This window comes from Hydrogenophaga sp. (assembly GCF_011390835.1).
Classification (GTDB): domain Bacteria; phylum Pseudomonadota; class Gammaproteobacteria; order Burkholderiales; family Burkholderiaceae_C; genus Hydrogenophaga.
The window spans coordinates 54,415-76,215 of the sequence record NZ_JAABRQ010000015.1 but is presented as its reverse complement, the minus strand read 5'-3'; the positions used below and the strand labels follow the sequence as shown (position 1 = coordinate 76,215).

24 protein-coding genes and 1 riboswitch are annotated in these 21,801 nt (G+C 64.9%); of the genes, 12 read left to right on the top strand and 12 right to left on the bottom strand.

Annotated elements, in window-relative coordinates; genetic code table 11:
- Positions 1 to 63 precede the first annotated feature (63 nt).
- Complete coding sequence (locus GPT34_RS10685) at positions 64 to 1,314, top strand: YihY family inner membrane protein (RefSeq protein WP_291012033.1); 1,251 nt, start codon at positions 64 to 66, stop codon at positions 1,312 to 1,314.
- A 22-nt stretch (positions 1,315 to 1,336) separates the two neighbouring features.
- Here the strand turns inward: GPT34_RS10685 and GPT34_RS10680 are convergent, their stop codons facing one another.
- Both GPT34_RS10680 and GPT34_RS10675 read right to left on the bottom strand, forming a co-directional pair.
- Positions 1,337 to 1,669 (bottom strand): DUF962 domain-containing protein, encoded by a 333-nt coding sequence (locus tag GPT34_RS10680; protein ID WP_291012031.1) that lies wholly within the window; start codon positions 1,667 to 1,669, stop codon positions 1,337 to 1,339.
- 27 nt (positions 1,670 to 1,696) lie between these two features.
- Entirely contained in the window at positions 1,697 to 2,995 is a 1,299-nt protein-coding gene (locus GPT34_RS10675; RefSeq protein ID WP_291012029.1) for a cytochrome P450, read from the bottom strand.
- 217 nt (positions 2,996 to 3,212) lie between these two features.
- On the opposite strand from GPT34_RS10675, the gene GPT34_RS10670 reads away from it, so the two are divergent.
- On the top strand, positions 3,213 to 4,334 hold the full coding sequence (locus GPT34_RS10670) for a Stealth CR1 domain-containing protein (protein WP_291012027.1): 1,122 nt from the start codon (positions 3,213 to 3,215) through the stop codon (positions 4,332 to 4,334).
- Between the two features lie 8 nt (positions 4,335 to 4,342).
- On the opposite strand, the gene GPT34_RS10665 is transcribed toward GPT34_RS10670, so the two are convergent.
- From GPT34_RS10665 to GPT34_RS10655, 3 genes are read right to left on the bottom strand one after another with little or no spacing between them, the layout of a single operon-like run.
- Positions 4,343 to 4,609, bottom strand: a complete 267-nt coding sequence (locus GPT34_RS10665) for a TIGR03643 family protein (protein ID WP_291012025.1) — start codon at positions 4,607 to 4,609, stop codon at positions 4,343 to 4,345.
- Positions 4,606 to 5,424: an alpha/beta hydrolase gene (locus tag GPT34_RS10660; RefSeq protein WP_291012023.1), complete on the bottom strand. Its 819-nt coding sequence runs from the start codon at positions 5,422 to 5,424 to the stop codon at positions 4,606 to 4,608. Before GPT34_RS10660 ends, GPT34_RS10665 begins: the two co-directional genes overlap by 4 nt.
- Before the next feature lie 2 nt (positions 5,425 to 5,426).
- Positions 5,427 to 6,734 carry an O-acetylhomoserine aminocarboxypropyltransferase gene (locus GPT34_RS10655; RefSeq protein WP_291012021.1) on the bottom strand — a complete coding sequence of 436 codons (1,308 nt, stop codon included), beginning with the start codon at positions 6,732 to 6,734 and terminating at the stop codon, positions 5,427 to 5,429.
- A gap of 128 nt (positions 6,735 to 6,862) precedes the next feature.
- Here GPT34_RS10655 and GPT34_RS10650 point away from each other — a divergent pair, with 128 nt between their 5' ends.
- The gene (locus tag GPT34_RS10650; RefSeq protein ID WP_291012019.1) at positions 6,863 to 7,330 is read left to right on the top strand and encodes a CBS domain-containing protein; all 468 of its coding nucleotides are present in this window, start codon (positions 6,863 to 6,865) and stop codon (positions 7,328 to 7,330) included.
- Positions 7,331 to 7,438: 108 nt separating this feature from the next.
- Here the strand turns inward: GPT34_RS10650 and GPT34_RS10645 are convergent, their stop codons facing one another.
- Complete coding sequence (locus GPT34_RS10645; RefSeq protein ID WP_291012017.1) at positions 7,439 to 7,864, bottom strand: cupin; 426 nt, start codon at positions 7,862 to 7,864, stop codon at positions 7,439 to 7,441.
- Positions 7,865 to 8,068: 204 nt separating this feature from the next.
- On the opposite strand from GPT34_RS10645, the gene aroC reads away from it, so the two are divergent.
- The 3 genes from aroC (at position 8,069) to GPT34_RS10630 (ending at position 10,678) form a co-directional block, all read left to right on the top strand.
- Entirely contained in the window at positions 8,069 to 9,178 is a 1,110-nt protein-coding gene (gene aroC / locus GPT34_RS10640; RefSeq protein ID WP_291012015.1) for a chorismate synthase, read from the top strand.
- Positions 9,179 to 9,248: 70 nt separating this feature from the next.
- Entirely contained in the window at positions 9,249 to 9,452 is a 204-nt protein-coding gene (locus GPT34_RS10635) for a 4-oxalocrotonate tautomerase (protein ID WP_291012013.1), read from the top strand.
- A gap of 2 nt (positions 9,453 to 9,454) precedes the next feature.
- Entirely contained in the window at positions 9,455 to 10,678 is a 1,224-nt protein-coding gene (locus GPT34_RS10630; RefSeq protein WP_291012092.1) for an MFS transporter, read from the top strand.
- Here GPT34_RS10630 and GPT34_RS10625 read toward each other — a convergent pair.
- The 3 genes from GPT34_RS10625 to aroE form a co-directional block, all read right to left on the bottom strand.
- Complete coding sequence (locus GPT34_RS10625; protein ID WP_291012011.1) at positions 10,635 to 11,525, bottom strand: DMT family transporter; 891 nt, start codon at positions 11,523 to 11,525, stop codon at positions 10,635 to 10,637. The two genes, GPT34_RS10630 and GPT34_RS10625, sit on opposite strands and share 44 nt — an antisense overlap.
- A 59-nt stretch (positions 11,526 to 11,584) precedes the next feature.
- Positions 11,585 to 12,043: a type II 3-dehydroquinate dehydratase gene (gene aroQ / locus GPT34_RS10620; protein ID WP_291012009.1), complete on the bottom strand. Its 459-nt coding sequence runs from the start codon at positions 12,041 to 12,043 to the stop codon at positions 11,585 to 11,587.
- Between the two features lie 115 nt (positions 12,044 to 12,158).
- A complete protein-coding gene (gene aroE / locus GPT34_RS10615; protein ID WP_291012007.1) occupies positions 12,159 to 12,980 on the bottom strand; it encodes a shikimate dehydrogenase in 822 nt (273 codons plus the stop codon).
- A 68-nt stretch (positions 12,981 to 13,048) separates the two neighbouring features.
- On the opposite strand from aroE, the gene GPT34_RS10610 reads away from it, so the two are divergent.
- Positions 13,049 to 13,702, top strand: coding sequence for a DsbA family oxidoreductase (locus GPT34_RS10610; protein WP_291012005.1), 654 nt, complete (start codon positions 13,049 to 13,051; stop codon positions 13,700 to 13,702).
- A gap of 15 nt (positions 13,703 to 13,717) precedes the next feature.
- On the opposite strand, the gene GPT34_RS10605 is transcribed toward GPT34_RS10610, so the two are convergent.
- From GPT34_RS10605 to GPT34_RS10595, 3 genes are all read right to left on the bottom strand, one after another.
- A complete protein-coding gene (locus GPT34_RS10605) occupies positions 13,718 to 15,610 on the bottom strand; it encodes a B12-binding domain-containing radical SAM protein (protein WP_291012088.1) in 1,893 nt (630 codons plus the stop codon).
- A 72-nt stretch (positions 15,611 to 15,682) separates the two neighbouring features.
- On the bottom strand, positions 15,683 to 16,975 hold the full coding sequence (locus tag GPT34_RS10600) for a D-amino acid dehydrogenase (RefSeq protein WP_291012002.1): 1,293 nt from the start codon (positions 16,973 to 16,975) through the stop codon (positions 15,683 to 15,685).
- 156 nt (positions 16,976 to 17,131) lie between these two features.
- Positions 17,132 to 17,221, bottom strand: a riboswitch (glycine riboswitch).
- A 117-nt stretch (positions 17,222 to 17,338) separates the two neighbouring features.
- On the bottom strand, positions 17,339 to 18,217 hold the full coding sequence (locus tag GPT34_RS10595) for a LysR family transcriptional regulator (protein WP_291011999.1): 879 nt from the start codon (positions 18,215 to 18,217) through the stop codon (positions 17,339 to 17,341).
- A 117-nt stretch (positions 18,218 to 18,334) separates the two neighbouring features.
- On the opposite strand from GPT34_RS10595, the gene GPT34_RS10590 reads away from it, so the two are divergent.
- The 5 genes from GPT34_RS10590 (at position 18,335) to GPT34_RS10570 (ending at position 21,786) form a co-directional block, all read left to right on the top strand.
- Positions 18,335 to 19,084, top strand: coding sequence for a 2Fe-2S iron-sulfur cluster-binding protein (locus GPT34_RS10590; protein ID WP_291011996.1), 750 nt, complete (start codon positions 18,335 to 18,337; stop codon positions 19,082 to 19,084).
- 28 nt (positions 19,085 to 19,112) lie between these two features.
- Positions 19,113 to 19,472, top strand: coding sequence for a succinate dehydrogenase (locus GPT34_RS10585; RefSeq protein WP_363356745.1), 360 nt, complete (start codon positions 19,113 to 19,115; stop codon positions 19,470 to 19,472).
- Between the two features lie 5 nt (positions 19,473 to 19,477).
- On the top strand, positions 19,478 to 19,831 hold the full coding sequence (gene sdhC / locus GPT34_RS10580) for a succinate dehydrogenase, cytochrome b556 subunit (RefSeq protein WP_291012085.1): 354 nt from the start codon (positions 19,478 to 19,480) through the stop codon (positions 19,829 to 19,831).
- 66 nt (positions 19,832 to 19,897) lie between these two features.
- Positions 19,898 to 20,884: a tripartite tricarboxylate transporter substrate binding protein gene (locus GPT34_RS10575; RefSeq protein ID WP_291011993.1), complete on the top strand. Its 987-nt coding sequence runs from the start codon at positions 19,898 to 19,900 to the stop codon at positions 20,882 to 20,884.
- 26 nt (positions 20,885 to 20,910) lie between these two features.
- The gene (locus tag GPT34_RS10570; protein WP_291011990.1) at positions 20,911 to 21,786 is read left to right on the top strand and encodes a fumarate hydratase; all 876 of its coding nucleotides are present in this window, start codon (positions 20,911 to 20,913) and stop codon (positions 21,784 to 21,786) included.
- Positions 21,787 to 21,801 lie beyond the last annotated feature (15 nt).

The window sequence follows — 21,801 nt, the reverse complement described above, 5'->3', positions numbered from 1 at the left end:
TCGATGTGAGCCTGACCGATGAGGTGGCGCGGCGCTGGAGGACCTTTCTGGGATGATACCGGGATGACCCTGCTCGAACGCCGGCAGCAACTGGAAACCCTGCTGCGCACCTTGTGGCACGACACGCTGAATTTCCCCTGGCGGAACACGGCTGTGACACTGCGCGAGCGTTTCCGAGAAGACCGGCTGGGCGTGACCGCCAGCAGCCTCACTTTCACCACCACCATTTCGATGGTGCCGCTGTTCACAGTGGCGCTGGCCATCTTCAGCGCCTTTCCCATGTTTGCGCGCCTGCAGTCAAATTTGCAGCGCTGGCTGGTGCAGAGCCTGGTGCCCGAGAACATCGCCAAGCAGGTGTTGAGCTACCTCAACCAGTTCGCGGCCAAGGCCGGGCAGATGGGCTGGGCTGGTGCGTTGGTGCTGCTGATCACCGCGCTGGCGCTGATCCTGACCATTGACCGCAAGCTCAACGACATCTGGCGGGTGCGCGAAAGCCGGCCGCTGACCCAGCGTGTGCTGGTCTATTGGGCCGTGCTCACGCTGGGCCCGCTGTTCCTCGCGGGCAGTCTGTCGGTGACCTCGTACGCCTTGTCGGCTTCTTCGGGCCTGGTCACGACCTTGCCCGGCGAGCTGAAACTGCTGCTGGACACGATCCAGTTTGTGCTCATGGCCACCGGTGTCGCCGCGCTCTACCGCTACGTGCCGAATACCCGAGTGCGCTGGAGCCACGCGCTGATCGGTGGGCTGTTTGTGGCCAGCGGCCTGGAGTTGGCCAAGAAGCTGCTGGCCTGGTACCTGTCCACCGTGCCCACCTATTCGGTGGTGTACGGAACCTTCGCCAGCTTGCCGATCCTGCTGGTGTGGATCTACCTGGCCTGGGTCATCGTACTGCTCGGCGCGGTGGTGACAGCCTACTTGCCCAGCTTGCTCAGCGGCATTGCACGACGCGGCGACACGCCGGGCTGGAACTACCAGCTTGCGCTAGAGCTGGCCGCTCAACTACACGCCGCCAAATCCACAGAGACCGAAGGCACGCGGGGTTTGAACCTGGAGACGCTGGCGCGCGCGCTGCGGGTCGACGGGCTTCAGCTCGAAGAGCCATTGCGCGCGCTGCGCCAGCTCGACTGGGCGGGCTGTCTGGACGAAGAAGAAGGTCGCTGGGTGTTGCTGGTCGACCCCGCTACCACGCCGCTGAGCCCTTTGGTCGAGCGGCTGCTGCTGAAACGCGAGTCGCACACCGAAGCCATGTGGCAGGCCAGTGGCTGGGCCCAGCTCAGCCTGGCTCAGGCGCTGGGCAGCAATCCCGAAGCGTGAGTGTTCTGCGGGGTGGGCAGTCTCAGAGCGAGACCTTGCCCAGCCACATGTCCTTGTACATGACCCAGTCGCCCATGAAGCTGTAGAGCGGGCGCTTGAAGCTAGCAGGCTTGTTCTTCTCGAACACGAAGTGGCCGATCCAGGCACAGGCGTAGCCGGCCAGCAGGCCGTACAAGAGGTATTGCGGTTGGCCGGTCCAGACCAGCAGGCCCAAGCACACCAGACCCAGGGAGCTGCCCAGGAAGTGCATGCGGCGGCAGTTGCGGTCGCTGTGTTCACCGAGGTAGAAGGGATAGAACTCGGCGAAGGTTTGGAACTGGCTGGCGTCGGTGACGGGCGCTTTGCTGGTGTTCATGGCAGTCTCCGTGTGGATGGATTCAGTCTAGACGCTGGCGAACGGCGCGCGCAAGAAGCCTCGGAAGCGTGCGCGGCCGCCGCGCAAGGGAGCCTCGGTCAGGCGGTAGCCGGGGAAGCGTTGCAGGAAGCGGCCGATGGCGATGCGGCCCTCCAGTCGCGCCAGGCTCAGGCCGGCGCACTGGTGGATGCCGAAGCCAAAAGCCAGGTGTCTGTTGTTTGCGCGGTCCAGGCGCAGTTCGTCGGGTTGATCAAACACCGCTGGGTCGCGGTTGGCCGCCCCAATGCCCAGCGTGACCAGCGCGCCCGCGGGCAGGTCCACATCGCCGATCCGTGTCGCCTGGAGCGCGCGCCGGTTGCCCAACTGGTTGGATGACTCAAAGCGCAGGAACTCGTCAACTGCCAGCATGAGCAGCGCCTCTTGCGCTGCGGCGTCGCTGGCGCTCCCCTGCAGCGCACCAGTCAAGGCGATGCGCTGGGCGGGATGCTCCTGCAGACAGATCAGCGCATTGCCGATCAGGTTTGTGGTGGTCTCATGGCCCGCGTTGAGCATGAAGATGCAGTTTTGCAGCAACTCGATTTCGCTCAGGCGCTCGCCATCGACCTCACCCTGGATCAGGCGGGTGAGCACATCGCGCTCGGCGTCGCCTGGTCGCTGGCGCCGCTGCGCGACGAGACCCCGCAGGTATTCCAGCATCTCGGTCACGCTTTGGTCGCCGAGCGCCTGCTGTTGGGGGGTGAGCACCGGTTCGAGCGCGCCCAGGATGGCGAGCGACCAGTCGCGCAGCGGCCCGCGCTCGGCGTGTGGAACGCCGAGCAGGTTGCCGATGATTTCCACCGGAATGGCGGAGGCAAAGTCCTCGATCAGGTCACCGCCGCCTTGTTCCTCGATCTTGTCCAGCAGCTCGTCGACCAGGGTTACCAGACCAGGTTCCATGTCGGCGATGGCGCGCCGGGTGAGCGCACCCATGATCAGTTTGCGCACCCGGGTGTGCAGCGGCGGATCGTTGAATACCAGGCTGGTGGTGTGGTGCTGGAAGAGCGGTGAACCGGTGCCGTACTTGGGCGCGAACTCGACCTGCTTGTCCGAGCTGAAGGTCTGCGCATCCCGATACACGGCGACAAGGTCGGCGCAGCGGGTGAGGAAATACGAGCCGTCGGGCATGTGGCGCACCGGATCGGTCTCGCGCAGCGCGTCGTAGACGGGGTAGGGGTTGGCCAGAAAGTCGGCGGGCAGGGCGCGCAGGTCAAAGGTGGCGGCAATGGCCTGGGCGCGATTAGCAGCCATGTCCGGCGTGATGGCTTGGAGGGCAATGGCGGTAGTCATGTTGCCATTCTGGCAGCGCTAAGTGCCTTGAACGCAACCAAGTGACGGCCGCCTCGCTCTGTGTTCCAAGGTGGGCACGCACAACCTGGTGCCACGCCAATCACCCTGGAGGACGCCCATGAACCCGAACCACCATAGACTTGTCGCCCCCGCTTGTCGGTCTGATTGCGTTCCTGTGCTCAAGACCTCTTTCTTTTTTCTGCGCCCGTATTGAGTCATGAATGCCCTTGATGCCGACCCCGCCATTGACATTGTTTATCTGTGGGTGGATGGCAGCGATCCTATGTGGCGCGCCAAACGGCACGCCGCGGCCTTGCGCCTGGGAACCACTGAGACACAGTCTATGGCGCCCTACGGCAATGTGGAAGGGCGCTTTCGGGACAACGACGAACTGCGCTACAGCCTGCGTGCGCTGGAGCGGTTTTTTCCTGACCATGGTCATGTGTACATCGTCACCGATGGCCAGACACCGCCCTGGCTTCGCGCCTCCAGCCGCCTTACGGTGATCTGCCACCAGGACCTGTTGCCCGCCCACCGCCTGCCCACCTTCGATTCCGGCAACATCGAGTCCTACATCCACCGCATTCCCGGGCTGTCCGAGCGCTATTTTTACCTCAACGACGACGTGTTTTTTGGCGCTCCGGTGCGGCTGGACCACTGGTTCTGGCCAGATGGGTTTTATGTGGCCTGGTCGGATGATCGGGAGGTGGACGAAGGACCGATGCGACCCGGGGACAACTCGCTGGAAAACGCCAGCCGCCTGTCGGCCCAGTGGCTGAGCGGGCTGCCATCCCTCGCGCAAGCCGACTATCGCCACACGCCACGCACTTTTGCCCACTCGCCACGCCCCATGCTCAAGTCGCTTCTTTGGCGGCTTGAAGACGAGGCGCCCGAGTTGTTTGAACGCGTGCGATCAGGCGTGTTCCGAAGCTGGGACAACCCGACGCTGGTGTCTGACTTTGTGCTGCGCTGGGCGCTGGCTCATGGGTTGGCCCGAATCCGGGACTACGCACACCTCTACCTGGCCACGGGAGAGAACGACCCGTCAGATCCACTCGCTGCGCTGGTGACCGCCAATGGTCAGCTGGACTTCTTTTGCGTCAACGACACCACCGATGACGCGCATGGCCACGACCCACGGCTGACCCAGGTGAGAGCCGCTTTGCAGCGCCTGTTTCCCCACGCTTCGCCGTTTGAGCAGCTACATCATGACGCTACGAGTGCCGCACACCCGGGTGCGTGTCAGAGCACGTATCAGGGGATGCCACATGCTCGTGCACATCCGCAGCGGCAGCTTGACAAACCTGGCCACAGGCTCAACCCGGAGACATTCCGGTGACGCCACCGCTAAGCCTGGCGTGTGTGGCTGGCGCGGTGCCTCTGTGTCCGAGGGTGCCGCAAGCTGGCGTGTTTGGTGACCCGGCCCGCCATGCGCTCGCGCCACATCTTGAATGAGCGCGATTTCAGAGTGCGGCGCATTAGCGCCACCACGGCCGATTCGTTGAGCCCAAACTGGCGCTCGATGGCTTCGAAGGGCGTGCGGTCCTCCCAGGCCATTTCCACTACCCGGGACACCTCGGCAAGGCTCAGTGCTTCATTGGCTGAAGCCTTCATGTTTTCAAGAAATCTCGAATCGCCGCCAGCGTCTCATCGGGAGCCTCGGTCATCTGATGATGGCCCACTGGCACCCGCACCACCTGCACCGATTGGCCAGCCTGGCGCGCCGTTTCGATCAGGGTTTGCGCGGCGCGCGGCGGGGTCATCTGGTCTTGCGTGCCCAGCAGGAACAGCACCGGGCAGGTGATGGCTGCCGCTGCCTGCTCGCCGTGGGCGTAGGTATCGCAGGCCACGAAACCGCGGTGGAACACATTGACCTCGGTGTTGCTCGCGAGCACGCGCCGGTTCAGTGCCGTGTTGGTGCCAAACACCCAGGTGCCCGGTCCCAGCGCCGAGGGTGGCGCAGCCAAGGTGCTGCGGGAAAACACGTTGATCATTTCGATCGCCTTCATCGACGCGTTCTTTGAAGCTTCGATGAGGGCCGGCGAGACCTTCATGGGATACGCCGTGCCGACCAGCACCAGGTGACTCACGCGATCCTTCATGCGCGCGGCGGCTTCGAGCGCAATCAGCGAGCCCCAGCTGTGGCCGACCAGCGCCGCTTGCTTGACATGGGCGGCATCAAGCAGCGCGGCCACAAAATCGGCGGCGGCCTCCACGGTGGCGGGAGCTTCGCCGCTGCTCTTGCAATGACCTGGCAGGTCGATCGCGAGCACGTTCCAGCCGTGGTTCGCCAGGTAGCGGCTTTGCAGAATCCACACACTGTGGTCATTGAGCACACCGTGGATGAAAACCACCGTGGGCCTGGTGGCATCGAAGGCTTTGCCGCCGGTGTAGCAGTAGGTCTGGGCGCCGTTGACGTTGAGGTACATGCTCAGGCTCCCGCTTTCTCGGCGGCTTTGAGCGCGCGCTTCAAATCATCAACCAGATCGTCCGCGTCCTCCAGCCCAATCGACAATCGAATCGTGCCAGGGCCAATGCCCGCGCCGGCCAGAGCTTCGTCGCTCATGCGGAAATGGGTGGTGCTGGCGGGGTGGATCACCAGCGAGCGGCAATCGCCCACGTTGGCTAGGTGGCTGAAGATCTTAAGCGCTTCGATGAAAGCCTTGCCTTGTTCGCGCGAACCCTTGATGTCAAAGCTGAAAACCGCGCCCGCCCCCTTGGCGCCATGACGCAACAGCTGGTTGGCCAGCGCGTGGCTGGGGTGGCTCTCCAGCAAGGGATGACCCACGCGGCTCACCACAGAGTGGCTGGCCAGAAACTGCACCACCTTTTCGGTGTTGGCCATGTGTCGCTCCATGCGCAGCGACAGCGTTTCGATGCCTTGCAAGATCAGCCAGGCGCTGTGGGGGCTCAGGCAGGCACCAAAGTCGCGCAGGCCCTCGCGGCGCGCTCGCAGCAGGAAGGCGCCCACCGTGCTCTCTTCGCTGAACACCATGTTGTGAAAGCCCTCGTAGGCTTCGGTGAGCTCGGGAAACTGGCCCGACTTCTCCCAATCAAAACTGCCACCGTCCACCAGCACACCACCGATCACGGTGCCGTGCCCACTGAGGAACTTGGTGGCCGAGTGGTAGACGATGTCGGCGCCGTGCGCCAGCGGCTGGATGAGGTAGGGAGTGGTGAGCGTGGAGTCCACCAGCAGCGGAACTTTTGCTTCGTGCGCGATCTGCGCCACGGTCGGGATGTCCAGCACGTCCAGCCCCGGGTTGCCCACGGTTTCGCCAAAAAAGAGCTTGGTGTTGGACCGTACGGCGGCCTTCCAGCCGTCGATATCGCCTGGCTTCACGAACGTGGTCTCGATGCCGAAGCGGCGCAGCGTGTAGTGCAGCAGGTTCTGGCTGCCGCCATAGAGCGCCGTGCTGGCGACGATGTGCGAACCTGCGCCCATTAGCGTGGCCACCGCCAGGTGCAGCGCGGCCTGGCCGCTGGCGGTGCTGATGGCGCCGATGCCGCCTTCCAGCGCCGCCATGCGCTGTTCGAACACCGCATTGGTCGGGTTGCTGATGCGGCTGTAAACGTGACCAGCACGCTCCAGGTTGAAGAGCGCGGCGGCGTGATCTGTGGACTCGAAGACGAAGGAGGTGGAGAGGTGGATCGGCACAGCGCGCGCGCCGGAAGCGTCGGGCGTGGCGCCAGCGTGCAGTGCCAGCGTGTCGAAGCCGGGGTCGGAATAACCGGGCATGGGGAGTGTCTCCTGTGGAGGATCGCGTTTTCACCGGCTTGCAGCCAGCGGGATTGGGGATTATTGTGGGCTATATTCCTTTGCATGCCAGCCCGGCTGGCGACAGCAGCACACCGAGGAGAACAGCCATGCGAGTCAGCGACATCCTGCGCGTGAAAGGCGGAACGCTCTACACCTGCCACCCCAACGACGCCCTGAGCCAGGCGGTGGACACCATGGCTGGGTACGACATCGGTTCACTTGCGGTCATGGAGCATGGGGAACTTGTGGGCATGCTCACCTTCCGCGAGCTCATCCACACCCTCTCCAGCAATGGCGGGACCGTGGGCAATAAGACGGTGCGCGCGGTGATGGACGACCACCCGATCAGCTGCACCCCGTCGACAGAGCTAGACGAAGTTCGCCCGCTCATGCTGGAGCGCCACACCCGTTACATGCCGGTGATGGACAACCGCATGCTCATGGGTGTGATCAGCTTTTATGACGTGGCGCGCGCCGTGGTCGACAGCCAGAACTTCGAGAACAAGATGCTCAAGGCCTACATCCGCGACTGGCCGGAGGAAGAGACGGGCAAGAGCGAATCCAACGTACCTTGAGAGTCTGAAGGCCCCGTGCGAAATGTCCCGAAATCTGGGACGTTTTCTTGAGTGTCGTCAACAGTCTGCGGTGCCTTGATGGGCTTGGGTGGCGGCAATCCCGGCGCATTAACCATCATGACTTGGCCAGGGTGTGGGGTCGGGCACCTGGCAGGCGGGTGTCTCGATGTCCACCGGTTTGAAGTCGGCTGGAGAGACGATCTCCAGGTACTCCTCGTCGGGTGAGTAGTCGAAAAGGAGGTGGCGGATGCCCGGGCGCTGGCGCTCGCAGTCGCCTGCCTGCACCAGCGCCGCCTGAACTTCGTACATGAACTTGGCCCAGCCCTTGATCATGAAGTAGGCCTCCTGGGGGTGCCAGCCGGTGCCCTGGTCCGGCGGTTGGTTGGCCTTCACCAGGTGGGCAATCACCTTGCCTTGGGCGGCCTCGGCGATGCCCAGATCCCGGTAAAGAATGAAGTCGCGCAGGCCACCGGGTCGGTAGTTGGTGTCGGTGGACTTGACGTGGGAAAACAAGGTTGTGGTTCTGTCCAGCATGGTGGGCTCCTGCGGAAAGTGTCAGTGGATTTGCTGTGGTGCAGCGCAAAACACAAGGTGTTCCATGGCCCGCGAGCATGCGAACTCCTGGTCTGCATGGCCTCGGCGGTTCGTCAAGCCGTCCGCAGCCGGGCGACAAGCAGCGCCCTGGTGCCTGAGCTTCGCGCCCGTGCGCAGCAGGCGGTCTGGGATAATCCACCGCATATGAGCGGCAACACCTTCGGCACCTTGTTCTGCGTCACCAATTTTGGTGAGTCCCACGGCCCGGCCATTGGCTGCGTGATCGACGGTTGCCCGCCCGGCATGGCGCTGTGCGAAGCCGATATTCAGGTGGAGCTCGATCGCCGCCGGCCCGGCACCTCCAAGTTCGTGACCCAGCGCAACGAGCCCGACGCCGTGGAAATCCTCTCGGGCGTGTACGAGGGCAAGACCACCGGCACACCGATTGCCCTGCTGATCCGCAACACCGATCAGCGCAGCAAGGACTACGGCAACATCGTCCAGACCTTCCGTCCCGGCCATGCCGACTACACCTACTGGCAGAAATTCGGCATCCGCGATCCGCGCGGCGGTGGCCGCAGCTCGGCGCGCCTGACCGCGCCGACCGTGGCAGCGGGCGCGGTGGCGCGCAAGTGGCTGAAGGAACAGTTTGGCACCACCTTTCAGGGCTGCATGACGCAGATCGGCGACGAGGTGATTGGCTTCGAGAGCTGGGACCACGTGGCGCACAATCCGTTTTTTGCGCCGGTGGCCGATGTGTCGGCGCTGGAGACCTACATGGAAGCGCTGCGCAAAAGTGGCGACTCCTGCGGCGCGCGCCTGCGCGTGACGGCGCAGCACATGCCGGTGGGCTTGGGTCAACCGCTGTACGACAAGCTCGACGCCGATATCGCCTACGCCATGATGGGCTTGAATGCGGTCAAGGGTGTGGAGATCGGCGCCGGTTTTGCCAGCGTCACGCAGCGTGGCAGCACCCACGGTGACTCGCTCACGCCAGTTGGATTTTTAGGCAACAACGCCGGCGGTGTGCTCGGTGGCATCAGCACCGGGCAGGACCTGGATGTGTCAATCGCCATCAAGCCCACCAGCTCCATCCTGATCCCGCGCGAATCCATCGATACTGAAGGCCAGCCCACCGAGCTCATCACCAAGGGTCGACACGACCCCTGTGTGGGCATCCGCGCCACGCCCATCATCGAAGCGCTGCTGGCGCTGGTGGTGATGGACCACGCGTTGCGCCACCGCGCGCAGTGTGGTGACGTGGTACCGCCGCTGGCGCCGATTGCCGGGCGGGCCCCAGACCATTTGGCTTGAGTGAAGTCCGCCCGCTGGCGTTAGCGGGCTGCTTGGCGCTTCCCCTTGACCCCGTTAGAAAGTCACCCCCATGCCCACCATCCGCGTTGACATGTTCGAAGGCCGCACAGCCGAGCAGAAACAGGCCTTCGTCAAAGCCATCACCGAGGCCACGGTGAGCACTTTGGGCGGCTCGCCCGACTCGGTGGACGTGCTCATCACCGATGTACCCAAATCCAACTGGGCCAGCGGGGGCGTGCTCTGGAGCGATCCCAGCCGTCAGAAGCCGGTGTGAGCCTGCCCGGGCATCCGCCGCCAGACACAGCGGCATCGGACCGGTCTGCGGGTGAGGACCAGCGCCTGTTGCCGTTCGCCGCGTTGTCGGCCAGCTACTTCGCTCACATCGGGTTTTTCAATCCCTACCTGCCCCTGTGGCTCAAGGAGCTCGGTTTTGGCCTGGTCGCTATCGCCGTGCTGACCTCGGTGCAATCGGCCACTCGGCTGTTTGCACCCTACGCCTGGGGCACTCTGAGCGATCGTACCGGCGAGCGCGTAAAGCTGCTGCGGTATGGCGCCACGGTAGCGCTGCTGTTGTCTTTCGCGTTGTGGTTTCCGCTCGGCGGCGTTGCGCTGTTCGTTGTGCTGTTGCTGATGTTCACCCACACCAGCGCCATGATGCCAATGAGCGAGGCGGCGCTGGCGCAGCTGGTGAGCCACGGCGGTGCGTTCGACGCCAAACGCTATGGCCGCGTGCGGCTATGGGGTTCGCTGGGTTTTCTGGTGACGGTGGTCATCGCAGGCTGGTGGTTCGAGCGCTTTGGTCTCGGGTATTTCCCGGCCTGGACGCTGCTCACCCTGAGCGCGGTGGTGGTCAGCGTGTGGCTGCTGCCCGACTTCAAAGAGACGCCGCACGCCGACGAGCGCCACCCCGACATCTGGCCGGTGCTGCGTCAGCCGCCAGTGCGCTGGTTCTTTGCCGCGGTGTTCTGCCACGTGCTGGCGCACATCTTCATTTACGTATTCCTGTCGCTCTACCTCGATGCGCTGGGCTACAGCAAGACCGTGATCGGGCTGCTTTGGGCGGTGTCGGTGGTGATCGAGATCGGCTGGTTCTTCAGCCAGGGGCGCTGGCTGCCGCGTTTCTCGCTCACTGGCTGGCTGGTGCTGGCCGCAGCGCTCATGGTCTTGCGCATGGGACTCACCGCTGGCCTGCCGCTGGTGTGGCCAGCCTTGCTGTTCGCGCAGGCCCTGCACGCCATTACCTTCGCCGCGCACCACACCGCCTGTATCGCCTTGCTGTCGCACCACTTTCCGGGCCGCCTGCGCGGGCGCGGACAGGCCTTGTACACCGTGGTGGGTTACGGCCTGCCGGGGGTGATCGGTGGTGTCGCTGGCGGCCTGCTGAGTTCGGCGCTCGGCCTGGCCAGCGTGTTCTGGCTGGCGGCGGCCTGCGCTGCGGTGGCGCTGTTGTGTGCGCTCAGGGCGCAGTGGTGGCAAGCGCAGGGCGCCGCAGCGGGTTGAAGCCCGTGACCAGCGCGGTGGCGAGCAGCACCAGCGCACCACCGGCAAAAATGCCAGGCGACAGCGCTTCACCCAGGAACACATGGCCCCAGGTGACGCCGAACACCGGAATCATGAAAGCCGGGCTCATGGCTGCCACCGGTGGCACCTGGCGGATGATGCGCAGGTGGCCCCAGTAGGCCAGGCCCGAGGTGACGACGCCCAGCACCGCGACCGCCGCAAGTGCACCGGGCGTGAAGGTGGCCTGCGGCAGCGACCACAGCGCACCGGGCAGCACCAGCGGCAGCGACAGGACGTGGATGCCGGCTGCGATCGCCAATGGCTGCATGCGCGTGGTGGCGCGTTTCATCAGCGGCGTGGCGATGCCGTAGCACGCTGCGGCGGTCACGCAAGCCAGCGCGGCGGCCAGGGTAGCCGCGTCAGGCCGGACTGGCCCCAGGCGCACGATCAGGGCCACACCCAGGAAGCCACAGAGGCAGCCGATCAGCTTGCGCCGCGTCAGCGTGTCCTCATGAAACCAGGCCGAGGCCAGCGTACCGAACAGCACTGCCGTGGTGTTGAGCAGGGCGCTGTAGCCGGCTGGCAAGCGCAGCGCGGCCCAGGCAAATAGCAGAAAAGGCAGGGCGGTAGACAGCGCACCGAGCATCAGCAGCTCGCGCCAGTGGGTCCAAGGCCAGTCGTGGCGCAGCAGCCGCATGATGATCGCTAGCGTGGCGGCCGCCAGCGCCAGCCGCAGACCGGCGAGCACCCAGGGGCCCATCACCGGACTGGCGATGCGCAAAAACATGAACGAAGCGCCCCACAAGGCCGAGAGGCCCAGCAGTTGCAGGAAGTGACGCGTTTGCACCGGGCGATTGTGCGGCGCGCGGCCGCGCCATCACCGCCCGCTGCTGTCGCGCGGAGGACTCAGGCGGCGGCAGCCTGGCACGCCAGGCCTTCGATGGCGAGCCGGTAGCCATCTATGCCGAACCCCACCACGATGCCAGCGGCAGCGGGCGACACGTAGGAATGGTGGCGGAAAGGTTCACGCGCGTGCACGTTGGAGATGTGCACTTCGATCACCGGCAGGGGCTTGACACCCTGAATGGCGTCGAACAGCGCCACCGAGGTGTGGGTGAAGGCGCCGGGGTTGAAGACAACGCCCACCAACTCGCCGGTCGCGAAGCGCCGGCCGGCTTCGTGGATCTGGTCGATCAGCGCGCCTTCATGGTTGCTCTGAAAGCACTCGACCGCAAGCCCGAGTCGCTGGCCATCGGCCTCGCAGCGCGCCTGCAGATCGGCCAAGGTGGTCGCGCCGTAAACGGCAGGCTCGCGCGTGCCCAGCAGGTTGAGGTTGGGTCCGTTGAGGATGAGCAGGGTCTTCATGGCGGTGGCCTGTGGCGGTCTGGTGTCGGTGCTGCACAAGTATAGGTGTGGCCCCGCGATGGTCAGCCTGGTGTCCAGCGACTTGCTCCGCGCTGATGCAAGCCGAAGCGCCGGCTCAGGCCAATGACACAGTGAGCTGCTGGATGACTGGCGCCGTGGCCGGGCGCACGCCGCGCCACCAGTCGAAGGCCTCGGCCGCCTGTTCCACGAGCATGCCCACGCCGTCGGCCAGGCGGGTCACGCCAGCGGCCTGCGCCTGTCGCAGGAACGGGGTGAGCCCTTTGCCATAGACCATTTCATAGGCCAGCGCGCCTGACGCAAACAGGCCAGCGGGCAAGGGCAGCGGGGTTTGTGACAGGCCGGTGGAGGTGGCGTTGATCACCACGTCAAACGTCTCACCCGGCAGGCTGTCGTAGCCACCGGTCTGCAGATCGATGCGGGCAGCAAAGTCGCGCCGCAGCTGGTGAGCAGTGTCGGCGGTGCGGTTGGCCACCGCGAGCACAGCGGGTCGGCATTGCGCCAGCGGCAGCAGCGCGCCGCGCGTGGCACCGCCCGCGCCGCAGATCAGCACGCGCCTGCCCGCCAGCGGCATGGCCAGGTTGTGTTGAATGTCGCGCACCAGGCCGACACCGTCGAAGTTTTCGGCCCGGATACGGTCGCCTTCAAAGCGCAGCGCGTTGGCCGCACCTGCCAGCCGGGCGCTCTCCATCGGGTCGGTCGCGATCTGAAAAGCCTGCAGTTTGAACGGCAGCGTGACGTTCACGCCGCGTCCACCTTCTGCCATGAAACTGCGCACGGTATCTGCGAAACCGTCCAGCGGCGCTTCGATGGCGGTGTAGGCCATCGCCTGCCCTGTGGCCTGGGCAAACAGGCTGTGGATGCGCGGCGACTGGCTGTGGGCGATGGGGTGGCCGATGACGGCATAGCGGTCGGTCATGGTGGCGTGTGGCGGCAAATCGCCATTGTCGCCCAGCAGAGTTGCGCGAACTTGCCTACCATCTGACGATGACCACTTCACTCAAAATCGATTTTGTGTCCGACGTTACCTGCCCCTGGTGCGCCGTTGGACTGGGCGCACTGGAACAAGCTCTGCACAACCTGCAGGGCACCGTGAGCGCCGACCTGCATTTCCAGCCGTTCGAGCTCAACCCTCAAATGGCGCCCGAGGGCCAGGACGCGAGCGAACACCTGACGCAGAAGTACGGCTCCACGCCAGCGCAGCAGTCGCAGATCCGCGAGACCATCCGCCAGCGCGGCGCCGAAGTGGGCTTCACCTTCAAGGCCGAAGGCCGTGGCCGCGTGTGGAACACCTTTGACGCCCACCGTCTGCTGCACTGGGCCGAGGTGGAAGGCGACCCGGGCCAGCAGTACGCGCTGAAGAAGGCGCTGCTGGCCGCTTGCCACGGCCGGGCTGAAAACATGTCCTCCCCCGAGGTGCTGGCCGCTGCCGTCGACTCGGTGGGGCTGGACGCCGAGCGAGCCCGTGACATCCTGGCCAGCGACGAATTTGCTGCCGAGGTGCGCGAGCGCGAGCAATTCTGGACCAGCCACGGCATCCACTCGGTGCCTGCCGTCATCATCAACGACCGCCACCTGATTTCCGGCGGCCAGCCGGCGGCGGTGTTTGAACAGGCCTTGCGCCAGATCGCAGCCGGCTGAGCCGGTGCGCCGGTTTCAAGGGCGCTGCTGCAGCGCCTTGCCGATCTTGTGCCGGCTCACGGTGGGCTTGGGCACCTTGCCCGGCAGGTGTTCAAACCAGCGCCGCACATCGTCTTCCACGCACAGGCCGTGCATGTAGTTGTAGAGCGCCTTGCGCAGGCCGATGCCCAATGCATCGTGGTCGACGCCTGAGGGATCGACAAATCCGATGTCGTTCTTGGCGAAGGTGATGGGCGGCAGCGGGATGAGTTGCACGCCGTAGTCCGCCGGGTTTTGACCGACCGGTGAGTGCACGGTGCAGCTGAAGCGGTGGAAGAAGCCGCTCTGAATGCACCCGTGTTCGAACAGCTGGCGCACGTATTCGAGGGCGTCCACCGTGTCTTGCACGGTCTGCGTGGGGAAGCCGTACATCAGGTAGGCGTGCACCAGAATGCCGGCGTCGGAAAAACCCTTGGTCACGCGCGCCACCTGCTCCACGCTCACGCCTTTTTTCATCAGGGTCAGCAACCGGTCGCTCGCCACCTCCAGCCCGCCGCTCATGGCGATGCAGCCGCTTTGCGCCAGCAGCTCGGCCAGCTCGGGCGTGAAGGTTTTCTCGAACCGAATGTTGCCCCACCAGCTGATCTGCAAATCGCGACGAATCAGCTCTTGCGCCAGCGCCTTGAGCGCTTTGGGCGGCGCGGCTTCGTCGACGAAGTGAAAGCCGGTCTGGCCGGTCTCCTCCACGATGCGCTGGATGCGGTCGGCCAGCTTTTCTGCGGTGGCGGTCTCGTAGCGCCCGATGTAGTCCAGGCTCACGTCGCAGAAGCTGCACTTCTTCCAATAGCAGCCGTGGGCCACGGTGAGCTTATTCCAGCGGCCGTCGCTCCACAGGCGGTGCATGGGGTTGAGCATGTCGAGAAGGCTCAGGTACTTTGCGAGCGGTAAGCCGTCCCAGGTTGCGGTGCCCACGTCTTCGAACGGGATGTCGGGCTCGGTGAGATTGATGTACTTCACCTTGCCTTCGCTGTTGCGCACAAAGGTGCGCAAGAGTCGCTGCGGTCCGCGCTGACCGCTCAGGTGTTCGATCAACGAGAGCAGCGGGCGCTCGCCGGAATCGAGCGTCACGTAGTCCACGAAGTCGAACACGCGCGGTTCGGCGAGTTCGCGCAGCTCGGTGTTCACATAACCGCCGCCGAGCGCGATCTTCACGTCCGGGAACGTAGTCTTGATGGTCTGGCCCATGCGCAGCGCGGCGTAGACCGAGCCAGGAAAGGGCACCGAGAGCAACACCAATGTGGGCTTGTGCTGCTCCACCGTGGCCCGCGTGAGCTCGGCCAGCCAATCGTCGATCAGCGTAGGGGGAGCAGCCAGCGCCGTCGCCAGGGGCTCGAAGGTGGGCTGGCTGCTGGCCAGCGACTCTGCGTAGCGCACGAATTCAAAGCGTTCGTCCACCGCGTCGCGCAGCACATCAGCGAGGTCATTCAGGTACAGCGTGGCGAGGTGGCGAGCCTTGTCCTGCACGCCCAAGGCGCCAAAGGCCCAGGCCAGCGGATCCTCACCGCCGCCATCGCCCAGCTCAACGTCTTCGTACACATCCAACGCGGCGAAACGTGGTCCTTCGGGCAGCAGGCCGCGCGCGGCGATGCGGTGCGCCAGGGTGGAGTCCCCGCCTTGCAGGAAGCGGATCACCGGGCCGATGGTGGCGCAGTAGGCAGCGAACTGGTCGAGAAACGCATGCACGCTGGCCGAACGCTCCGCCTCGGGCTGCTCCAGCGCGCGCCTCTTCACTGCCTCCAGTCCGGCTGGCGTGAACACGTGCAACACCAGCGCCAGCGCCAGGTCGTCCTGCACCGCGTCGATGCCGCGCGAGCGCAGAAAACCAGTGAGGTAGGCGGTTGACGGGTAGGGCGTGTTGAGCTGGGTCATCGGCGGGATGAGGCTCAGCACGCGCAAGGCATGGCTGGGGCTGGCGGCTGGCGTTGTGTTCACCGGTCGATCTTACGGGGCAACGAATGGCCCTGGCCGCCGGGCGATGACGGCGGCCGGCTTCGCTTGCCCGCCGATCTGTCGGTGGAACTGCAGCACCTGCTCGGCCACCATGTCGGCTGTGACGGCGGCTAGGGTCCAGCCCAGGTGGCCGTGACCGGTGTTGTAGAAGACGTTGGGGCGTTTGCCCGCACCCACGCGCGGCATCATGTTGGGCAGCATGGGGCGCAGGCCGGCCCAGGGAACCACCTGACGTGTATTGATGCCAGGGAAACACTGGTTGACCCATTCGGTCAGTGGGCGGACGCGGTCGGCCCGGATATCGCGGTTGGCGCCGTTGAATTCGGCTGTTCCGGCGACGCGGAAGCGGTCGATGCCGAGGCGGCTGGTGACGAGCTTGGTTTCGTCGTCGAGCAGGCTCACGGTGGGCGCGGCTCCCTGGCACTGCTCGTCGGTCAGGTTCACGGTGATGGAGTAACCCTTGACCGGATACACGTTCACGCGGTCGCCGAGTTGCGCGGCCAGGTCGCGGCTGGTGGTGCCGGCGCAGACCACGAGGCTGTCGAACCGGTGCATGTGTTCACCCGCGTCGTATTTGGATACCACGGTGGCGTGCTGGCCGTCGCTGTGCAGGCGCTGCACGTCTTGCCCATAGAGGCAGTTCACGCCCAAGCGCTGGGCGGCTGCGGCCAGACCCACGGTGAACTTGTGGATGTCGCCGGTGGCGTCGCTTTCGGTGAAGAAGCCGCCGTAATAGTTGCCGGCCAGGGTAGGCTCGATGGCGCGCATCTCTTGCGGTGTGACGGTGCGTCGCTCCAGGCCGCCTTGCGCGAGCAGCCGGGACACCTTGGTCGCGTGATCGAAGCCTCTCTTGTCGCGGTAGATGTGCAGGACGCCCTGGCGCTTCAGATCAAAATCTACGCCCTCAGCCTCGGCCCAGGCAAACAGGTGGTTGCGTGCGGCGATCGCCAGCTGGGTGGTGGCGATGGTGTTTTGCTCGTACCTCGGGATCTGGGCGATGAACTCTGCGAACCACGAGAGCTTGTGCCAGCTCGGCTTGGGGTTGACCAGCAGCGGTGCATCGTTCTTCAGCATCCACTTCATGCCCTTGAGGATGGTGGACGTGTGGTTCCACACCTCGGCGTTGGAGGCCGACAGCTGGCCGCCGTTGGCGAACGAGGTTTCCATCGCAGCGTAGCGGTGCTGCTCGAACAGGGTGACCTGAAAGCCGCACTTGGCCAGCGCGTAGGCGGTGGTGACACCGGTGATGCCGCCGCCGATGACGGCGATCGATTGCTTTTGCATGGAAAGGCTCCAAAGCGTCAGAAGGGTGGAGTGCGCCACGCAATATGTGCGGCACACGCCCCCTCTGTTTGGAACCTGAGAGATTCACAGCGCGCCCGGGCGCTGCTTGCTCCTGCGGTGCGCCGACTGACGAAGCCGGCTGCTCTTCAGAGATCAATGCGTCGACCGGTCCTTTTGCCTGAGAGTTTCCGGGGCGGTTGCTCCTTCGGCGCTGCGATTCAACGCAGTCTCTCCCGATCGATGGTTGATTGTAGGTGGGGGCTACTCTTTCATCAAACGAACCCACACCAGGCTGATGGACGGGAAGGGGCGCAGCACAGGCCTGCGCCTGACTGGGTTACCGAAGCGGACGGCGCTCTGCCCCTAACGTGCTGCGAAGTAGTCCATGATCGCGGCGGTGACGCGGCCGCGGCTGTGTTCGCGTCGCTCCAGCAGACCCACATGGCGTTGCACGTCGACACCGGGCAGTGTGATCAGGCGCAAGGCGCGGTCGCGCGACCATTGCAAGTTAGCCAGCTTGGGCACGATGGACACGCCAAAGCCCTGTCGAACCAAAGCCAGGATGGCCTCAACCGAGTTCAGCTCCATGCCTTCGCGCACGGTAGCGCCCGCCTGAGTCAGCACTTTGTCGACCAGATGACCGGTCCAGGCCTGTCGGTCGAAGCGCAGGAACGGACTCTCGCGCAAGATGGTCAGTGGTGCTTCGGCGATCGAAAAACGCGGCTGTCGCGGCACGATCAGCACCATGGGCTCGTCGTAGAGCGAGGTCCAGACCAGGCTGGTGGGGAGCCGAAAAGGCGGCTGCGCAACCACGGCCGCGTCGAGTTCGCCCATTTCCACGCGGCGCGTGAAGTCGGCCGACAGTCCAGAAAAGAGCTTGACGTCCAGGGCCGGGTTCTGGATCGTGAGCGACAGCAGGCAGTCGGCAAAGCTGCCCATCAGCGCCGACACCAGTGCGCCCATCACGAGTTTGCCGCTCAGGGACTCGCCCTGCTCGGGTGGTGCCAGCGCGTCGAACCGCGCCACGATGTCGGCCATCGGTGCCAGCATGGCACGCCCGGCGGTGTTGAGCACGATGGAGCGGCCACTGCGGTCGAACAGCTGCTGTCGCAGCTCGTTCTCCAGGCCCCGGATCTGCAGGCCAACGGCTGCCGCGGTCAGGCCGATCTCGTGGCCCGCTGCCACGAAGCTGCCATGGCGTGCCACCGCGAGAAACGTCTTGAGGTTGCGGATCGAAGGCATGGTGGCTTGTCCATGATCAAGCAGGATGGCGATGCCCATTATTCTAAAGAAAAACTTTATCTCAAACCCATAAAAAATGGCTTTTCTTTTGGAATCGCCGTCCCTAGGATGGCCGGCATGGACACCTCGCCCTCTCTTTCCTCCGCCAGTGCGTTGCCCCTGAAGGTCTCGGTATGGCGCGGGCGCGCCGATGGTGAGTTCAGCCACTACGAAGTGCCGCGCCAGGCCAGCCAGACGGTGCTGGACGTGATCTCCTACATCCAGAAGCATCTTGAGCCTTCCCTGGGCTATCGCTTTGCCTGCCGTGTCGGCATGTGTGGTTCGTGTGCGATGACGGTCAACGGCAAGGCGCGCTGGACCTGCCGCACCCACGTGGCCAAGGTGGTCGATGCGCAGGGTGGGATCGAGGTCGCGCCTTTGGCCAACCTGCCGTTGGTCAAGGACCTCGTCACCGACATGACAGTGTTTTTCGACAAGTGGGCCGCTGCCAAGGGCCAGTTCCAGGGTGACCGCACCCGCCATGACGATTTTGCGCAGGTGGCGCCGGCCTCGGCCGAGCGTGTCGCCGCCAACGCCGGCATTGAATGCATCGGTTGTGCCGTGTGTTATGCCTCTTGCGACGTGGTCGGCTGGCGACCCGACTACCTTGGTCCTGCAGCGATGAACCGGGCCTGGACCCTGGTCAACGATGTGCGGGACGTGCAGCAGCGCGAGCGCCTGCGTGCGGTCGCTGGCGACGCCGGTTGCCATGCCTGCCACACACAAGGGTCGTGCACGGAAAACTGCCCGAAGCACCTGTCTCCCACCTTGTCGATTGCCGGGCTCAAGCGCGCGGTGGGCAGAGCCGCGGTGCGGGGGCAGCTGTGACCAGGGTTCACCTCATGGAGTGGCTGCCGTGAGTGCCTCCGCAATTGCCGAAGCCAAACGCTGGTACTTGCAGCGCATCAGTGCGATGGTGCTGGCGCTGTGTGTGCTGGTGCACTTGGCGGTCATGATTTACGCCGTGCGCGGGGGCCTGAGTGCGGCCGAGATTCTGGGTCGCACACGCGGCAGCTGGAGCTTCGGCGCCTTTTATGGGGTCTTTGTCCTGGCCTGTGCGGTGCACGTGCCGGTCGGTATGGCCAACATTGCTCGGGAATGGTGGGGTGTCGGCGCTCGTCCGGCGCTGTGGGGGGCGCGCGTCTTTGGTCTGCTTCTTCTGTTCACCGGCTTGCGCGCAGTGTGGGCGGTGGTGATCGGCGGGGAAGTGCCATGAGCAACATGCGCCGAACCGAGGCCCGTGCTCATGCGCATCCCGCCTGGTGGGCCTTTCTGTTGCACCGTTTGTCGGGGCTGGGCCTGGCTTTGTTCTTGCCTGTGCACTTCTGGGCGCTGAGCCAGGCCCTGCATGGCGCGGCCGCGCTGGACGGCTTTCTGCAACTGGCCGACCACGGCCTGTTCAAATTCGGCGAGTGGGGGCTGGTCGTGCTCCTGTCGCTGCACATGATGGGCGGTGTGCGCCTGTTGTTGATTGAATTTGGTTCTGCCTCGGGGCTGCGGAAAAACTGGATCGCTGGCGCGGCCGGTTTCTCCCTGGCCACGGGGCTTGCGTTCGCCCTGTCACTGCTGTCCTGACATCGCACAGACGATGCAGCCGGCGGTTTTTCCCGTGTTCCCCATCCATTTCGGAGACAAACAGCCATGACCATTTCCTCCTTCTCCCCATTGCGCCGTGCTCTTGCCGTGACCCTGGCCGGCGTTGCTCTCCCCCTGGCCGTTAGCGCACAGGCCAGCTGGCCGAACAAGCCGGTGCGTATGGTGGTGCCTTTCGCCGCGGGCGGCACGACAGACGTGGTCGCGCGCATGGTAGGCCAGAAGCTTTCGGTGCTCTGGGGTCATTCGGTGGTGGTGGAAAACAAGGGCGGTGCTGGGGGCAACGTCGGCGCAGACGTGGTGGCCAAATCGCCCAACGATGGCTATACGGTGCTGATGGCCTCGGGCAGCATCACCATCAATCCGCATCTCTACAAAAGCATGCCGTTTGACACCAAGAAGGACTTGCAGGCCATCACCAACGTGGCCAGTGGCCCGATGCTGCTGGTGGTGCCGGACAACTCGCCGGCCAAGACCGTCCAGGACCTGATTGCGATGGCCAAGGCCCAGCCAGGCAAGATCAACTTCGGCTCAGCCGGTGTGGGCAGCCAGGTGCACTTGGCCGGCGAAAACTTCGCCGATGCCGCCGGCATCGCCATCATGCATGTGCCTTACCGGGGCGAGGCGCCGGCCTACACCGACCTCATGGGGGGGCGGGTCGACATGATGGTGGGCAACTTTGCCGCCGCCTCGGCCCTGCTCGGCGATGGTCGGCTTCGAGCGCTGGGCGTCACCGGCAAGCAGCGCTCGCCGCGCCTGCCCAACGTGCCCACCGTGGCCGAGAGCGGTCTGCCAGGCTTCGAGAACATCGGCTGGTTTGGCCTGTTCGCGCCCGCCGGTACGCCGCCAGCCATCATCGCCAAGATACAGCAAGACACGGCCAAGGTTCTGGCCGACCCCGAGACGCGGGCTCAGCTCGACAACCTGGGCATCTCCGCCGTGGGCAACAGCACCGCCGATTTTGTCGCCGCGATGGAGCTGGAGTCGGCGCGCTGGGCCACGGTCGTGAAGAACCGCGGCCTGTCGGCCAACTGAGTGTTGGGCGCTCTTAGAAAGATGGCATGAAGATCGACCTGCAAGTTGTGGAAGACACGGCCAAGGAGCTGTACATCCGTGCGCTCAAGGTGCTGCCGCCCGACATCAAACAGGGTTTCAGCAGACTTGAGAAGAGCGAGACGGGTGGTACCGCCAAGCGCGTGCTGGCCACGATGGTGCAGAACATCGCCGTGGCCGAACAGACCGACAACCTGCTGTGCCAAGACACCGGCGTGCCGATCTACAACCTGTGGATCGGCCCGGGTGTCGAGGTGGATGGGCAGGCGCTCAAGCAGGCGGTGCGCCGCGGCTGCGAGCGCGCCACCCGCGAATACCCGCTGCGCAGTTCGGTCGTGCATCCGCTCACACGCAAGAATGAGCACACCTCGTGTGGCATCGAGGTGCCGGTGATCCACATCGACTTCAGCGACGAGCCAGAAAACCTGCGCATCGAGATGATTCCCAAGGGCAGTGGCTCGGAAAACAACTCGTTCCTGAAGATGGCGGTGCCGGCCGAAGGCATCGCCGCGATCAAGACCTTTGTAATCGACTGCGTGCTGGCCGCAGGCGGCAAGACCTGCCCGCCGACCATCGTCGGTGTTGGGCTGGGCGGCACGTCCGACCTCGCGGTGGCGCTGGCCAAGCGCGCGGCGACGCGGCCACTGGGCAGCGCCTGCGCTGACGCTGCGGGCGCCGAGCTGGAGCAGCAGCTGTCCATTGCCGTCAACCAGCTGGGCGTGGGGCCTCAGGGCCTGGGCGGCGACGCCACCGCGTTTGCGGTGCACATCGAACTGGCCGCGACCCACATCACCATGAACCCGATTGCGGTCAACATGCAATGCCATTCGGCCCGGCGCGCGCGCGCTGACATCACGCCCGCCGGCGTGGCGTTTGGCTTCTAGACACAGCGGACACAC